Source organism: Streptomyces niveiscabiei, assembly GCF_033794345.1.
Classification (GTDB): domain Bacteria; phylum Actinomycetota; class Actinomycetes; order Streptomycetales; family Streptomycetaceae; genus Streptomyces; species Streptomyces niveiscabiei.
In genome coordinates this window covers 1-14,630 of sequence record NZ_JARAYJ010000077.1, presented here as the reverse complement: position 1 = coordinate 14,630, position 14,630 = coordinate 1, and the positions used below count along the sequence as shown (strand labels likewise).

At 74.1% G+C, this 14,630-nt stretch carries 13 protein-coding genes; 8 read left to right on the top strand and 5 right to left on the bottom strand.

The window, feature by feature from the left end:
- On the bottom strand, positions 1 to 4,776 hold a 4,776-nt coding region (locus tag PV682_RS43420), incomplete at its 3' end, for a non-ribosomal peptide synthetase (RefSeq protein ID WP_319738384.1).
- A gap of 112 nt (positions 4,777 to 4,888) precedes the next feature.
- Between PV682_RS43420 and PV682_RS43415 the strand changes: the two genes are divergently transcribed.
- A complete protein-coding gene (locus PV682_RS43415; protein WP_319738380.1) occupies positions 4,889 to 6,511 on the top strand; it encodes a (2,3-dihydroxybenzoyl)adenylate synthase in 1,623 nt (540 codons plus the stop codon).
- A complete protein-coding gene (locus PV682_RS43410) occupies positions 6,508 to 7,863 on the top strand; it encodes a salicylate synthase (RefSeq protein WP_319738377.1) in 1,356 nt (451 codons plus the stop codon). The genes PV682_RS43415 and PV682_RS43410 overlap by 4 nt, the downstream gene beginning before the upstream one ends.
- A 36-nt stretch (positions 7,864 to 7,899) precedes the next feature.
- On the opposite strand, the gene PV682_RS43405 is transcribed toward PV682_RS43410, so the two are convergent.
- Positions 7,900 to 8,271 carry a DUF4333 domain-containing protein gene (locus PV682_RS43405; RefSeq protein ID WP_319738375.1) on the bottom strand — a complete coding sequence of 124 codons (372 nt, stop codon included), beginning with the start codon at positions 8,269 to 8,271 and terminating at the stop codon, positions 7,900 to 7,902.
- A 262-nt stretch (positions 8,272 to 8,533) separates the two neighbouring features.
- Between PV682_RS43405 and PV682_RS43400 the strand changes: the two genes are divergently transcribed.
- Positions 8,534 to 9,412 (top strand): dioxygenase family protein, encoded by an 879-nt coding sequence (locus PV682_RS43400; protein ID WP_319738374.1) that lies wholly within the window; start codon positions 8,534 to 8,536, stop codon positions 9,410 to 9,412.
- A gap of 43 nt (positions 9,413 to 9,455) precedes the next feature.
- Here PV682_RS43400 and PV682_RS43395 read toward each other — a convergent pair whose 3' ends face one another.
- Positions 9,456 to 9,794 carry a hypothetical protein gene (locus PV682_RS43395; RefSeq protein ID WP_319738372.1) on the bottom strand — a complete coding sequence of 113 codons (339 nt, stop codon included), beginning with the start codon at positions 9,792 to 9,794 and terminating at the stop codon, positions 9,456 to 9,458.
- Positions 9,795 to 9,966: 172 nt separating this feature from the next.
- Here PV682_RS43395 and fahA point away from each other — a divergent pair, with 172 nt between their 5' ends.
- The gene (fahA, locus tag PV682_RS43390; protein WP_319738370.1) at positions 9,967 to 11,136 is read left to right on the top strand and encodes a fumarylacetoacetase; all 1,170 of its coding nucleotides are present in this window, start codon (positions 9,967 to 9,969) and stop codon (positions 11,134 to 11,136) included.
- 69 nt (positions 11,137 to 11,205) lie between these two features.
- Here fahA and PV682_RS43385 read toward each other — a convergent pair whose 3' ends face one another.
- On the bottom strand, positions 11,206 to 11,715 hold the full coding sequence (locus PV682_RS43385; RefSeq protein WP_319738369.1) for a hypothetical protein: 510 nt from the start codon (positions 11,713 to 11,715) through the stop codon (positions 11,206 to 11,208).
- Between the two features lie 20 nt (positions 11,716 to 11,735).
- The gene (locus tag PV682_RS43380) at positions 11,736 to 12,311 is read right to left on the bottom strand and encodes a TetR/AcrR family transcriptional regulator (RefSeq protein WP_319738366.1); all 576 of its coding nucleotides are present in this window, start codon (positions 12,309 to 12,311) and stop codon (positions 11,736 to 11,738) included.
- Between the two features lie 66 nt (positions 12,312 to 12,377).
- Here PV682_RS43380 and PV682_RS43375 point away from each other — a divergent pair, with 66 nt between their 5' ends.
- The 4 genes from PV682_RS43375 to PV682_RS43360 all read left to right on the top strand — a co-directional run.
- On the top strand, positions 12,378 to 12,890 hold the full coding sequence (locus tag PV682_RS43375; protein ID WP_319738364.1) for a GNAT family N-acetyltransferase: 513 nt from the start codon (positions 12,378 to 12,380) through the stop codon (positions 12,888 to 12,890).
- A 74-nt stretch (positions 12,891 to 12,964) separates the two neighbouring features.
- The gene (locus PV682_RS43370) at positions 12,965 to 13,621 is read left to right on the top strand and encodes a maleylpyruvate isomerase N-terminal domain-containing protein (protein WP_319738362.1); all 657 of its coding nucleotides are present in this window, start codon (positions 12,965 to 12,967) and stop codon (positions 13,619 to 13,621) included.
- 50 nt (positions 13,622 to 13,671) lie between these two features.
- Positions 13,672 to 14,178, top strand: a complete 507-nt coding sequence (locus PV682_RS43365; protein ID WP_319738359.1) for a MarR family winged helix-turn-helix transcriptional regulator — start codon at positions 13,672 to 13,674, stop codon at positions 14,176 to 14,178.
- A 179-nt stretch (positions 14,179 to 14,357) separates the two neighbouring features.
- A partial coding sequence (locus PV682_RS43360) for an NAD(P)-binding domain-containing protein (protein WP_319738356.1) occupies positions 14,358 to 14,630 on the top strand: 273 nt, incomplete at its 3' end.

The following is a 14,630-nucleotide window of genomic DNA, read 5'->3' as shown; positions in this document are numbered from 1 at the left end:
CCGCGTACGGCGCTCTCCGTCCGCTGCCGTGTAGTGCACGGCGCGGACGTCGAACAGGGGCCAGCGGGACGGGTCGAGGACCTGGTGGGACATCTCCTCACGCAGGACGGCGAGCTGTTCCTCACCCTCCGCGACGGGGATCGTGAACTCGGGCACGGAGGCGAGGACTTGTTGCCGCCCGTCCTCGTCGAACACGGCCCGCAGCATCGGATGCCGGTCGATCAGCCGCCGCCAGGCCCGCTCCAGCCGGGGCACGTCGACCGAGGGCGCCTCGAACTCCGAGTAGTAGTGGGCCCCGACGCCGCCGAGCCGCATCTCCTGCGCCCGGCCCAGCCAGTACGCGCGCTGCACGTCCGTCGCGGGGAACGGCTCGTGCGCGTGCTCGGGGTCCGCCACCAGCCGGGGCAGTACGGGCCGGCCGCCGTCCAGGGTGAGCGTGGCGGCGTACTCCTTCAGCACGGGGGCCGTGAACAGGCCGGCGATCCGGGCGTCGCGCACCCCGCGCTCGCCGAGCCGGTGCAGCATCCGCGTGGCGAGCAGGCTGTCGCCGCCGAGCGCGAAGAAGTCGTCCTCGCGCAGCACCGTGCGGACCCCGAGCAGCTCGCGCCACACCTCGGCGACCAGTTCCTCGGCACCCGGGCGAGGCGGCGTGCCCGGCCGCCGCGCGGACGCCCCGGCCGCCGCCTGCCGCCCGAGCAGCTCGCGCACGGCCCGCCGGTCGACCTTGCCGTTGGCGGTGAGCGGCATGACCGGCAGCAGGACCAGCCGGTCGGGGACCATGTACGACGGCACCTGCCCGGCGGCGACCGCGCGCACGGCCCCGGTGTCGCACGGCGGGGCGTACGGGTCACGGACCGCGCGGATCAGCAGCGCGGGCTCCTCGCGGCGTACGTCCGTGTCCACCTCGGCGAACCCCTGGGCGCGCAGCACCTGTTCCCACGCGGCGGGCGGCAGCAGCGGACTGCCGGCCGCCCGGCGGGCCGGGTCCGCGTCCGCGAAGCCCCGGGTGGGCAGCGCGGCGCAGATCAGGCCGAGCGGCGGAAGACCGCCCTGCTCCACCGCGAGCAGCACGCCACCGGGAGCCAGCAGGGCAGCCGCCTGGGCCGCGCCGGTCGCCGGATCGTCGAAGGCGTGCAGGGAGCCGAGCGCCAGGACGGCGTCGAACGCGCCCGGCAGCCCCTCCGGCAGCGCGCCGTCGGGCAGCGCCTGGCAGCGCACGTCGTGCGGCGACGCGGCGAACCGCTCGCGGGCCCGCTCCAGGAGACCCGCGGAGGTATCCAGCAGCGTCAACTCAACCTCGTCAGGGGCGAGTTGCTCGGCCACGCGCAGGGTGCCGAGCCCGCCGCGAGCCCCGACGACAGCGACCCGCGGCGCCCGGCCGTCCGCCGCCGCGAGCGCGCGCAGCGCCTGGGCGCACGCCCTGGCGGCCTCCGCGCTCGCGGGCAGCGCGTCCAGCGCCGCCTCCGGGGCGAGCACGGGGTCGTCGAGGAGTTCCAGCGGGTCGCGTTCACCGGCGAGCATGGCCCGCAGGTCCGGCAACCGCTCCGTGAGGTGCGCGAGGACGGGCGCGAGGCGGGTTCCCGCTACGCGCCGCGCCAAGGCGTCGGCGTCGACCGGGCCCGCGTGCCGGCGCAGCCAGTCCCGCCACAGGTGCGCGAGCGCGCGCATCCCGGGCGCCGGACGAGGCCCGCCCGCCAGGACCCGGCCGATGACGTGCGCCACGACCTCCGTCTCCAGCGGATCGGGCCGGGCCCCCACCACCTGCGGCCGGACACCTTCGGCGGGCCCGCCCCCGGCGGCGGGCGCCGGCGCGTAGGCCGCGGCCAGCACACCGTCCGCGCCGACGGCCGCGACCGCACGGCCCACACCGGGAGCCCGCTCCAGCGCCGCCTCCACCTCACCCAGCTCCACCCGGTGACCGCGCAGCTTGACCTGGGAGTCGGCACGGCCGAGGAACTCGACGCCGCCGCCGGGCAGGTAGCGGGCCAGGTCGCCGGTGCGGTACCAGCGCAGCCCGTCGTACGTCACGAACCGGTCGGCGGTGCGCTCCGGATCGCCCAGGTACCCGTCGGCCACCCCGGCCCCGCCGATCCACAGCTCGCCCGGCACCCGGTCCGGGCAGTCCCGGCCCCGGGCGTCGACGACGCGCAGGCGCACGTTGCGCAGCGGCGTCCCGTACGGCACCGACGTCCACTCCGCGGGCACCGCGCCCCCGGTGACCTCGCACACCGTGGAGTGGATCGCGGTCTCCGTCGTGCCGCCGAGTGCCACGAACCGGCAGCTAGGCGAGCGCTCCGCGAGCCTCCCCGGCAGTTCGGCCCCCACCCAGTCGCCGCCGAGCAGCACCAGCCGCAGCCCGGCAGGGCCGTCCCCGGCGGTGCTGAGCAGCATGTCCAGCACGGACGGCACGCAGTTGAGGACGGTGACCCGGTGCCGCGCCATCAGCGTGTGCCAGCTCGCCGCGTCCTTGCGGTCCTCCTCCGCGACCAGGACGACAGCGCCGCCCACGGACAGCGCCCCGAACAGGTCGAACACCGACAGGTCGAAGTCGAGGGCGGACAGCGCGAACGTCCGGTCGCCGCCGTTCACCCCGAACCGTCCGGTGAGGTCGTCGACGGTGTTGCGGGCCGCCCGGTGCGGCACCACGACGCCCTTGGGCTCGCCGGTGGAGCCGGAGGTGAACAGGATGTACGCCGGGTCGCCCTCCGGGACGGCCACCGCCTCCTTGACGGGCGCGTGCGCCAGCGCGTCCGCCACCGTCAGGCCCACCACACCCGCCGGGAGCGGCGCCGTGTCCTCGGCGACGAGGGCCACCCGCGCCCCCGCCCGGGCCAGGACGCGGTCGCGGCGGGCCGGCGGGTGGTCGCGTCCGACGGGCACGTACGCCGCGCCCGCGCTCAGGACGCCCAGCACGGCGGCGACCTGGTCGGGGCCCTTGGGCAGGCAGACGGCGACCCGGTCGCCGGGGCCGACCGCCTGCGCGGCGAGCGCGGCGGCGATGCGCCGCGCCCGGTCGGCGAGTTCGCCGTAGGTGAGGACCCCGTCCGTACCCCAGAGCAGGGCGGGCCGGGCGGGGGTCAGCTCGGCGTGGCCGAGGACGTCCTCGTGCAGCAGCAGACCGCTGCGCGGCGCGTCGGTGGCGTTGGCGCGGTCGCGCGCCTCGCGCTGGGACGCGGGCAGCAGGTCCGGGACGGGCGCGCCCCAGGGGGCGTCGGACGCGGCGAGGGAGTCCACCAGCGCGCGGAAGGCGGCGAACATCGCGTCGAGCGTGCCCTCGGGGAACGCCTCCTCCAGCGCGTCCCAGTTGACCAGCAGACCGCCGTCGAGCTCCGTGACCTGGGCGTCGAGCCACACCTGCGGCCCCTGCGAGATGATCCACACGGGACGCCCGAAGCAGGCGCGGACGTCCTCGGAGAACAGCTCGCCCAGGTTCAGCGCGCTGGTGAACACCACCGGCGCCAGGACCCGCCCGCCGCCGTGCTGGGCGCGGTTCAGGTCGCGCAGCACCTCGACGCCCGAGTACGCGGCGTGCGCCGCGTCCCCGAGGAAGCGTTCCTGCACACCGAGGGCCCGCTCCCGGAAGGGCGCCTCGCCCGCCATGTCGGCGGTGAGCAGCACGGAACCGGTGAAGTCGCCCACGAGCAGGGGCACATCGGGGTGCAGCGGCTCGCGGTCGAAGAGCGGCACGTTCAGCAGGAAGCGGTGCTCGGCGCTCCACGCGGCGAGCACCTCGCAGTACGCGGTGGCCAGCGCCATCGCCGGGGTCACCCCGTGCCGGTGCGCGCGGGCGAACAGGGCCTCGCGCGCCTGCGGGGGCAGCCAGTGGTGGCGCCGGGTGACCCGGGGCCGTACCGGGCCCTGGGCGAGCGGCAGCGCGGGCGCGCCGGGCAGGTCCGGCAGCCGCTCGGCCCACCAGGCGGCGTCCCGGGCGCGGTCGCGCTCCCGCTCGGCGTGTACGGCGCGGTCCGCGAGGTAGCGCCGGTAGCTGTAGCCGATGGGGGAGAGGTCGCCGTCCCCGCGGTAGAGGACCGCCAGGTCGGCGAGGAGGACGCGCAGGCTCAGCGCGTCGGCGGCGAGCATGTCGAGGTTCAGGTGGACCCGGGTGCGGCCGTCCGGCAGCAGCGACAGCTGGACGTCGAGGACCTCGCCCGCGCCGACCCGCAGCATGCGGTGCGACAGCCGGTCGCGCAGTTCCGCCAGCCGGGTGTTCACCTCGTCCTCGGGCAGCGCGCGCAGATCGTGCACGTGCAGTCCCGGCCAGGCGGAGGTGGCCGGTGTGTGCTGGCGTCCGTCGTCGGCGAACACGGCGCGCAGTTGCGCGTGGCGGGCGAGCAGCGCGCGTACGGCACGCTCCAGGCGGCGCGGGTCGACGCCCTCGCCGTCGAACTCGTTGTAGAAGTGGGCGGCCACGCCGCCGAGTTCGTGCTCCTCGCCGCGGCCGATCCAGTAGGCGTGCTGCATGAGGGCCAGGTCGAAGGGGGACGTCTCGTCGTCGTCCGGGCCCGCCCCGGAGGTCTCGGGGGTCTCGTTCGGGGTGGCGCCGGTACATCGCTCGGCGGCCAGTTCCGCCCAGGCGTGCAGCGTCGGGGTGCGGGCGAGGGACGCGAACGTCAGACGGACGCCCTCGCGGCGCAGCGCCGCGGACACGGCCATCAGCCGGATGGAGTCCAGGCCCTGTTCGATCAGGTTGTCGTGGGGACCGACCCGCTCGGCCTCGGGGCCGAGCCAGTCCGTCAGCAAGGGGCGGATCGACTGCAAGGGATCGCGTTCTGACACTGCTCACCAGCTTCGACGGCATCAGTTATTGAAAATGATATTCATTTCCTACAGTATGAACGGCGGGCTCGACAAGCCCCGCCGAGCGGGATACGACCAGAAAGGGATTCACGTGCTGGACGGCTGTACGCCCTGGCCCGCCGAACTCGCCGCGCACTACCGGGCCGCGGGCCACTGGCGAGGAGAGACGTTCGACCGGCTGCTGCGGGACTGGGCCCGCACCCGGCCGCACCGCACCGCCCTCGTGCACGGCGCACGGCGCCTGGACCGCGCGCGGCTGGCCCAGGACGCCGACCGCGTCGCCGGCCGGCTCGCCGGGCTCGGCGTCCGGGCGGGGGACCGGGTGGTCCTCCAGCTCCCCAACGTCCCCGAGTTCTTCACCGTCTTCTTCGGCCTCCAGCGGCTCGGCGCCATCCCGGTCCTCGCCCTGCCCCTGCACCGCCGCAGCGAGATCGTCCACCTGTGCCGGCTGGCCGACGCCGTCGCCTACGTCGTCCCGGACGTCCACCAGGGCTTCGACCACCGCGACCTCGCGGCCGAGGTCCGCGACGAGTGCCCCGGCCTCAGGCACGTCCTCGTGCTCGGCGACCCCGGCCCCCACACCCCCCTCGACGGCCCCGGCACCCCGGACCTGCCCCCCGCCCCCGACGACGCCTCCGAGGTCGCGCTCCTGCTGGTCTCGGGTGGCACCACCGGGCTGCCCAAACTGATCCCACGCACCCACGACGACTACGCCTACAACGTCCGCGCCAGCGCCGACGCGTGCGGCTTCGGCCCCGGAACCGTCTACCTCGCCGCGCTGCCCGTCGCCCACAACTTCGCCCTCGGCTGCCCCGGCGTCCTGGGCGCCCTGCACGCGGGCGGCACGGCGGTCCTCACCGACGAACCCGACCCCGACAGCGCGTTCACCCTCGTCGAGCGCGAACGCGTCACCGCGACCGCCCTGGTGCCGCCCACCGCCCGCATGTGGACGGCGGCTGCCGCATGGGGCGAGGCGGACCTGTCGACGCTGCGGCTCCTCCAGGTCGGCGGCGCCCGCCTGCTGCCCGAGCACGCCGCCGAGGCCCTGAGCGCCTTCGGTCCCGTCCTCCAGCAGGTGTTCGGCATGGCCGAGGGCCTGCTCAACTACACCGAACCGGACGCCCCCGAGGACATCGTCCTGCACACCCAGGGACGCCCGCTGTCACCCGACGACGAGATCCGCGTCGTCGACGAGGACGACCACGACGTCCCGCCCGGCACCACGGGACGGCTCCTCACCCGCGGCCCCTACACCCTGCGCGGCTACTACCGGGCCGACGAGCACAACGCCACCGCCTTCACCGCCGACGGCCACTACCGCACCGGCGACCTCGTCCGCCGCACCCCCACTGGCCACCTCGTCGTCGAGGGCCGGGTCAAGGAACAGATCAACCGGGGCGGCGACAAGGTGGCCGCCGCCGAGGTCGAGGAGCAGCTCGCCCGCCATCCCGCCGTGCGGGACACCGCCGTCGTCCCCGTCCCCGACGACCTGCTCGGCGAACGCACCTGCGCCTTCGTCGTACCCGCCCCCGGAGCCACGGCCCCCGGGCGCGGCGAGGTGGCCGCGTTCCTCAGGGAACGCGGACTCGCGCCCTACAAGATCCCCGACCGCGTGGAAGCCGTCGACGCGCTGCCGGTCACAGCGGTCGGCAAGACCGACAAGAAGGCGCTGACGGCGCTGGCCCGAGAACTGAAGGAAGGTCCCCGCGCATGACCAGCACCTGGAACACCTGGGCGCACGCCCTGCCCGCACCGGGTTCGCCGCACACCGTCGAGGCACCGCGGGACCCGGCGGAGGCGGCGGTACGGCTCGCCCGCTCGGGCCTCGGCGGCGAGTACGTGGTCTACGAGCGCGCCGGGACCTGGACGTACGCCGCGGGACCGGCCGCCACCGTCACCCTGGACGCCGGCCAGGTCGTCGCCCGCTGCGGGAACCACGCGGTGCGGCGCCCCCTGGACCGCGGCGCGCCGCTGGAGCAGATCGCCGCCCTCCTCGCCCACGTGCCGCACACCGACTGGCGGGCGTACGGCTGGGCCACCTTCGAACTGGCCCACCTGCTCCACCCGGACACCGGCGACCCGGGGCGCGAACCGCTGCTCCACCTCATGCTGCCGGTCACCGAGGTCGACCTCACCCCGGGCACGGCACGCGTCCGCACCGCCGACCCCGAACACCTCGCCCTCGTCACCAAAGCGCTCGCCGTCCCCACCGGGCGGACGGGGGAGGGGCCCGCCGACGCGGAACACCTCCTGGGCACCGGAGCCGCCTCCTACCAGGACGCCGTCGCCCGGACCGTGGCCGACATCCGGGCGGGCCGACTCCAGAAGGCCGTCCTCTCCCGCCCCCTGCCGCTGCCCGGACACCTCGCCCCCGACCTCGCGGCCACCTACCTCGCGGGCCGCCGGGCCAACACCCCCGCCCGCTCCTTCCTGCTGGACCTCGGCGGCTGGCGGGCCGCCGGCTTCAGCCCCGAGACGATCGTCGAGGTCGACGCGGACAGCCGCCGCGTCTCCACCCAGCCGCTGGCCGGCACCCGCGCCCTGGGAACGGACCCCGACGAGACCGCCCGCCTGCGCTCCGACCTGCTCGGCGACCCCAAGGAGATCCACGAACACGCCCTGTCCGTACGCCTCGCCGTCGACGAGGTGACCCAGGTCTGCGGACCCGACGCGGCCGTCGTCGAGGAGTTCATGACGGTCCGCGAGCGCGGCTCCGTCCAGCACCTCGCCTCGCGCGTCACCGGACGCCTCGCCGGCGACCGGGGCCCCTGGGACGCCTTCGCGGCGCTCTTCCCGGCGATCACGGCCACCGGCTGCCCCAAACCGGGCGCCCTGCGGGCCATCGGCCGCTACGAGGACGAGCCGCGGGGGCTGTACGCGGGAGCCGTCCTCACCGCCGACGCGCACGGCGGCCTCGACGCCGCGCTCGTCCTGCGCACCGTCTTCCAGCGGGACGGCCGCAGCTGGCTGCGCGCGGGCGCCGGGGTGATGGGCCAGTCGACACCGGAACGCGAATGGGAGGAGACCTGCGAGAAGCTCCGGAGCGTGGCCCCGTATCTGCGGTGAGCGGGGTGGGTGAGAACGTGGCGGGAGGGGTGGCCCTCAGCGGTCGAACTTCCAGGTGATGTGCGTGGGCGTCGCGTCGACGACCGTGACCGGGATGCGGACGGCCGCCCCGTTGCTCCGTCTGCCGGTGCACGTCATCCGCGTGCCCGCGACCGCGAGCAGCGGGCCCGGGCAGGTCACGTCGTGGAGCCTGGCCCCCACCCACGGCAGCGGGTGGTACAGGCTCTGCGTCCGGCCGGCGACGATGCTCGCCGCGAGGGCCTTGCGGCCGTCCACCATGACTGTGTCGTACTCGTCCAGCGACGTCGTCGACTCGGTCGTGGAGAGCGCGCGGGTGCCGAGGACGCCGGCGAGGAGGGCGACGGTCGCTCCGGCCGCGACGCCGACGGCGAACTTGCTGACCGGCACGGACGACCTCCTCCCGGGTTCCGGGCTGCGGGCTCGGGCTTCGGCTGCGGGCTCGGGCTTCGGCTTGGGCTTCGGTTTCGGAAAGTACCAGCTCGGCGCCGCTGCGATGAACCGTCCAGCGAAGTCAGTTGATTCTTCAAGTATGCTGGCCGCCGCACGCCGGTACCCCTCGCCAGGGCCCGGCGGCGGCAGCCGCGGCCGGCTGGACCCCGCGCCGGGGGAACCTCGCGCAGGCTGCGCCCTCCGTCCGAAAGGCCCCTGCATGTCCTCCGTGCTCAACCCCGCGACACCGGCCGGCGCGTACGACGCGTTCCTCCCCGGCGCCCTGGTCCGTGCCCGCGCCCACCGCGAGTGGACGCCCGCCGACGGCCCCCTCCCCGCCCTCTACCTCAGCCACGGTGCCCCGCCCCTCTTCGACGACGGCCCCTGGCTGCGGGAACTCCTCGACTGGGCGCAGCGTCTGCCCAAGCCGAAGTCGATCCTGATCGTCTCCGCGCACTGGGAGGACGCGCCCCTCGCGATCTCCGCGTCCGCCGCGCACACGCCGCTGGTGTACGACTTCGGCGGCTTCCACCCCCGCTACTACCGCATGACGTACGACACCCCGGACGCCACCGCGCTGGCCCACCGCGTCGCCGCGGCCATGCCGGACGGCGAGCCGCTGTACCAGCATGCGAACCGGGGTCTCGACCACGGCGCGTGGGTGCCGCTGATGGCCATGTACCCCCTCGCGGACGTCCCCGTCCTCCAGCTGTCCCTGCCGACCCACGATCCGGCCCGCCTGATGGACCTCGGGCGCCGCCTCGCGGACCTGCGCGCGGAAGGTGTCCTGGTCATCGGCTCCGGCTTCATGACGCACGGCCTGCCGTTCGTCACCCGCGAGATGTTCGAGGGCGTCGTCCCCGCCTGGTCCTCCGACTTCGACCAGTGGGCCGCCGAGGCGCTCGCCAAGGGCGACGTCGACGAACTCGCCGCGTACGCCACCCGCGCGCCCGGCATGCCGTACGCGCACCCCACCCCCGACCACTTCCTGCCCCTCTTCATCGCCCTCGGCAGCGCGGACGGTCCGGAGCGGGCCGTCCGCACCACCATCGACGGCTTCATGATGGGATTCGCGAAGCGGTCGTTCGAGGTGGCCTAGGCATGGGTGGCCCAGGCGAGGAACGGGTCAGGTGGGGAACGGGTCAGGTCTGGATCTCCGAGGGGTCCTCGTCGAAGACGGTGATGTCGACGCAGAGGTAGATCGGTGAGCCCCAGTTGTGGTGGAGCACCCAGGTGACTCCGTTGTTGGGGTCGAACGGCGGGCCGTGCGGCGCGATGTTGGTGACCCAGACGTCGGCCGCTCCGACGAACCGCTTGCGGTCGACACCGCCGAAGCCGCCGTGCGCGTCACCGGAAGCGGGCACGTACTCGCAGGCGGTGACATTGACGATCGACTTGGCAGTGATGGCGGCCCAGTTGAAGTTCCATGTGCTCCGGGTCGGTTGGGGATCCCGGAGGTACATGCGGATGTGCTGGGGCATGGAACCACCCCTTCCATGGCTGGTGGACTGGTGCCTTCCCATCGTGCGGTGCGCACGAATGAGCGGCAAGTCGATCATTTGAGCGAAGTGTCCCCCGTGAGGCTGCCTTGACGGCCCTGGGGCCGCGACCTAGCGTGCGGTGATCGCGGCGACAGAAAGGTCAAGGTCTCCCATGCGGCTCTCCGCCCCGGCCGACTCCCTCTTCGGGCTCGCCAACCTGCCGTACGGCGTCTACTCCCGCCCCGGCGCCACGCCCCGCGTCGCGACCCGCTACGGCGACCACGTCGTCGACCTCGCGCTCCTCCTCGGCGACGAGGTCTTCGCCGCGCCCGCGCTCAACCCGTTCATGGCGCAGGGGTACGACCGCTGGGTCGCCGTCCGCGCCGCGATCACCGCCGCGCTCGACGGGGACGTGCCCCCCGACGCCGTCCACCCCCTGGCCGACGTCACTCTGCACCTTCCCTTCGAGGTCGCCGACTACGTCGACTTCTACGCCTCCGAACACCACGCCGCCAACCTCGGCCGCCTCTTCCGGCCCGACAACCCCGAGCCCCTCCTCCCCAACTGGAAGCACCTGCCCGTCGGTTACCACGGCCGCTCCGCCTCCGTCGTCGTCTCCGGCACGGACGTCGTACGGCCCCGTGGCCAGCGCAAGTCGCCCGGCGATCCGGCGCCCGTGTTCGGGCCCTCCGTCCGGCTCGACATCGAGGCGGAGATCGGGTTCGTGGTCGGCACCGGCAACCCGATGGGCTCGCCCATCCCCGTCGCCGACGCCGAGTCCCACATCTTCGGCGCCGTCCTCTTCAACGACTGGTCCGCGCGCGACATCCAGGCCTGGGAGTACGTCCCCCTCGGGCCCAACCTCGGCAAGTCCTTCGCGTCGACCGTCTCGCCGTGGGTGGTCCCCCTGCTGGCCCTGACCGAGGCGAAGGTGGACACGCCGGTCCAGGAACCGGCCGTCCTCCCCTACCTCGCGCTCGACCGCCCCTGGGGGCTCGACATCTCCCTGGAGATCGAGTGGAACGGTGAGGTCGTCTCCCGGCCGCCGTACTCCGCGATGTACTGGTCGCCCGCGCAGATGCTGGCGCACCTGACCGTGAACGGGGCACCGACCCGGACCGGCGACCTCTTCGCCTCCGGGACGGTGTCCGGGCCGGAGAAGGGGGAGCGGGGGGCGTTCATCGAGCTGACGTGGGGCGGGGCGGAGCCGGTTGCCGTGGGCGGGGAGTCGAGGACGTTCCTGGAGGACGGGGATGTGGTGGTGCTGCGGGGGAGCGCGCCGGGGGTCGGTGGGGGGCGGGTCGGGTTCGGGGAGGCGAGGGGGAGGGTAGTTGGTGGCTGAGCCGGTTGGCCAGTGAGTGGCTGAGCCACTTGGCCACTCACCCACTTGGCCACTCACCCACCCAGCCACTCATCCACCCACCCGCCGCACCCCCCACTCCCGTTCCGCGACCGCGAGCCCCCGCCTCAGTGTCTCGACGAGCGCCGGCCGGCTCACCGGCACCGCCGCGAACGCCCCAGGCCCCTCGTCGCCGTGCACCCGGCAGGCGAGGTGGACCCGGTCCCCGTCGGGGAAGGCGAACGCCAGGACACTGTCCGTGCACTCGCCCCAGTCGAGAAACCGGTACCCGGCCAGTTGCTCCCCGGCCTCGGCCGCCCTCGCTGTGCGGGACGCGTCGAGCACCCAGTCCTCGGCGAGGCGGAACGCGTCGGCCGGCGAGGTGAAGTCCGTCGGCGGTGGGGCCGGCGCGTCGAAACGGGCGAGTTCGTCCTTGAGCTTCTTCACCAGCAGGGGCGGGTAGAAGGCGTTGTCGGGCGGGTTCACATGGAGCCCGCCCACATGGACGTCGACGCACAGCAGCCCGGGGTCCCGCTCGATGTGGAACTCCAGGCCGAATCCGGCACGCGATCCCAACAGCATGGCAATCTCTCCGGCCCGGTTCAGCCCCGTAGGAGGGCGAGTTGGTGGGTCACCGCGTCGGTCAGGCGCGGTTCGTCGTCCGTCGCGAGGAGGTCGAGGAGCGCGCCCCGGAGGACGGCGAGGGCGAGGGTGCGGCGGACGGCGGCGTCCCGCGCGCCGCGTTCGGACGGTGACTGGCAGTCGGTGAGGACGCCGAGCCAGTCCTCCACGGTCGTACGGGCGAACCCGGCCCAGGGGCCGTCCGGTTGGACGAGGGAACGCGCGTACGCCTCCGCCCACAACCGCAGCAACGGCCGGTGCTCCTTCGCGGCGAGCCATGCCCAGACCTGTTCGACCGCCGGGACCAGCCCAGCGGGGGCGGGCCGGCGGATCCGGTCCAGGAGGGCCAGTTCGTCGGTGCGGGCGCGGGCCAGCAGTGCTCGTACCAGGCCGTCCTTGCTGCCGAAGAGGAACAGCAGGACCCGGGGGCTGGAGCCGATCGCCTCCGCGAGGGGGCGCAGCGAGAGATCGGTGAGGCCGTGGGCGAGGGCGTACCGGTAGGCCGCCTCCAGCAGTTCGGTCTGCCGGGCGGACGGGGTTGGCGTCTCCTGGGGCACGTGGTTAGCCTAACCCGACTGAAACGACCGTTTCAGTAATGGTCGTCGGACACGGGAGAGTGGCACATGCCGGAGCGGGACCGGGAACGGGCCGTCGTACGCCGCGCCGACCGGCCCGGAGACCTGGGCTGGGTGCTGATGGCCCACGGCGAGGTCTACGTGGGGCAACTCGGCTGGGACGCTGGCTTCGAGGCCCTGGTCGCCAGGATCGTCGCGGACTACACGGCCGGACACGACCCGCTCCGCGAGGCGGCCTGGATCGCCGAGGTGGACGGCCGCCGGGTGGGCTGCGTGCTCCTGGTCGCCGGTGACGGCCCGAGGACGGCCCGGCTGCGGGTCCTCCTCGTCACGCCGGACGGCAGGGGACGGGGCCTCGGGACCCGCCTGGTCGCGGAGTGCCTCGCCTTCGCCCGGGAGGCGGGGTACGGGAGGGTGACCCTGTGGACCAACGACGTCCTGGTGTCGGCGCGCAGGATCTACCAGGGCTTCGGCTTCGAACTGGCCGACGAGGAACGGCACCACAGCTTCGGCCGGGACCTGGTGGGGCAGAACTGGACGCTTGAGCTTGGCGGACCGTGAGGCCCACAGCAACACCCGCCTGCCACACCGATATTCGCGTACCGGAACACCCGCCCCTCCAGTACCGTGCCCGCGTGGACCTCTTCGTACAGACCTGGGCCGCGCTGCGGTCGGCCGTCGCGGGGCTCGCGGACGACGACTTCGCGCGGCCCTCGGGGTGCGCGGGATGGCTCGTACGCGACCTGGTGTGCCACCTCGTGATCGACGCGCAGGACGTGCTGATCACCCTCGCCACGCCCACCGACGCGGAGCCGACCCGGGACGCGGTGACGTACTGGCACGTCACCGACGCCCCGCCGACAGGCGAGGACCCGCTGGACGCGCTGACCGTCCGCCTCGCGGCGGCGTACGAGGACCCGGCGCTGCTGAAGTTCCACCTGGACGACGTCGGCTCGGCGGCGGGCCGCGCCGCGACCCTGGCGGCGCCGGAACTGCGGGTCAGCACCCAGGACATGGTCCTCACAGCGGCGGACTACCTCTCCGCGTACGTCCTGGAGTGGACCCTCCACCACCTCGACCTCGTCGCCCACCTCCCCGGCGTCGAAGGACCACCCGCCGAGGGCCTCGCCCGCACCCGGCAGATGCTGGAGCGGATCGCCGGTACACCGTTCCCCGCAGCCCTCTCCGACACGGACACGCTCCTCGTCGCCACCGGCCGCCGCGCCCCCACCGACGCGGAACGGGCCGAACTGGGCGCCACGGCCGCGAGGTTGCCCTTCGTCGTGGGGTGAACGGGCCGGTTCTCGCAGGTGACGGCAGGCCCGCCGATTACCATCGGCCCATGGATCCGACGCCGCGTTGGCTGAACCCCGAGGAGCGACGGGCGTGGCTCGCCTACGTCGAGTTCTCCACGCACCTCGCCGACCATCTCAACCGCCAGCTGCGCCGCGACGCGGGGATGACGCACGCGGACTACTCGCTCCTCGCGATCCTCTCGGCGGTCCCCGGCCACCAGCTCACCATGTCCGAGCTGGCCGAACGCCTGCGCATCACCCGCAGCCGCCTCACCCACGCCGTCACCCGCCTCCAGGAGTCCGGCTACGTCGACCGCCAGGACTGCCCGAGCAACCGCCGCAACCAGCTGGCGGTCCTCACCCCCGAGGGCATGCGCCTCCTGGAGGAAGTGGCCCCGGGCCACGTGGAAGCGGTCCGCCAGGCCATCTTCGACGCCCTCACCCCGGCCCAGATCACCCAGTTCGCGGAGATCGGCGAGGCCATCAACGCGGCCCTGCACGGAATCGACGCGGCGAACGAACACGAAGAGGCGCTGCCGTGGAGGAGGCGGTGACGGTGTCCGCGTGCGCACGGACCCCGCGCGGATTCTTCGAAATGAGGGGCATAGAACCGATCATCGATGCTGTTTACGCTGTCGAGGGAGCTCACCGGACGTACGGGCACCTCGCGCGCGGTGGGCCTGGCAGCCGCGTGGTCGCATGAGTCGTTTCCGATAGGAATCAGGTACCGCACATGAGCGCTTCCGCATCGATCGGCGTCACCGGCCTCGGGGTCATGGGCCGCAACCTGGCGCGTAATTTCGCGCGGCACGGGTACACGGTCGCGGTCCACAACCGGAGTGCGGGGCGGACCCGTGCGCTGGTCGAGGAGTTCGGGCACGAGGGGGAGTTCGTCGCGGCCGAGAGCGCCGAGGAGTTCGTGGCGGCGTTGGAGCGGCCTCGGCGGCTGATGCTGATGGTGCAGGCGGGGGAGGCGACGGACGCGGTGATCGGGGAGTTCGCGCCG

Excerpts from the sequence above, each read along its gene's own strand:
- PV682_RS43365 (WP_319738359.1), top strand. The coding sequence starts at position 13,672 with ATGGATCCGACGCCGCGTTGGCTGAACCCCGAGGAGCGACGGGCGTGG.
- fahA (WP_319738370.1), top strand. The coding sequence starts at position 9,967 with ATGCGGCTCTCCGCCCCGGCCGACTCCCTCTTCGGGCTCGCCAACCTG.
- PV682_RS43385 (WP_319738369.1), bottom strand. The coding sequence starts at position 11,715 with ATGCTGTTGGGATCGCGTGCCGGATTCGGCCTGGAGTTCCACATCGAG.
- PV682_RS43375 (WP_319738364.1), top strand. The coding sequence starts at position 12,378 with ATGCCGGAGCGGGACCGGGAACGGGCCGTCGTACGCCGCGCCGACCGG.
- PV682_RS43400 (WP_319738374.1), top strand. The coding sequence starts at position 8,534 with ATGTCCTCCGTGCTCAACCCCGCGACACCGGCCGGCGCGTACGACGCG.
- PV682_RS43410 (WP_319738377.1), top strand. The coding sequence starts at position 6,508 with ATGACCAGCACCTGGAACACCTGGGCGCACGCCCTGCCCGCACCGGGT.
- PV682_RS43395 (WP_319738372.1), bottom strand. The coding sequence starts at position 9,794 with ATGCCCCAGCACATCCGCATGTACCTCCGGGATCCCCAACCGACCCGG.